At 41.9% G+C, this 272-nt stretch carries 1 pseudogene; it reads right to left on the bottom strand.

The features are described from left to right. Nucleotides 1–125: pseudogene (locus AAEY88_RS13645) on the bottom strand (sulfite exporter TauE/SafE family protein); the annotation flags it as partial. Between the last annotated feature and the right edge of the window lie 147 nt (nt 126–272).

Genomic DNA, 272 nt, shown 5'->3' with positions numbered 1-272 from the left:
GGGAAATGATACGCAGTAAAAATCCATACCAATGCTGGTACGATAATCATGCCGCCGCCGACGCCAAACAAACCTGCGCTGACCCCAGCAAACGCCCCTGCAATGACAAACCACACATACAACATCATAGTACTACCTTTTATAATGGTTATTTTTAGATGATAATAACCAGCGCCTGCGCGTCATTAGTATTCAAGTCGTGACAATTCTGCCGATGGCTGTCATTTTTAAAATTGCCTTAGTATATCAAATGCTATCTTAAAGACTCGATT

Origin of the sequence: Psychrobacter sp. CAL346-MNA-CIBAN-0220, from assembly GCF_040309805.1 — a bacterium.
GTDB lineage: Bacteria > Pseudomonadota > Gammaproteobacteria > Pseudomonadales > Moraxellaceae > Psychrobacter.
This window is presented reverse-complemented; position numbering and strand designations above follow the sequence as displayed.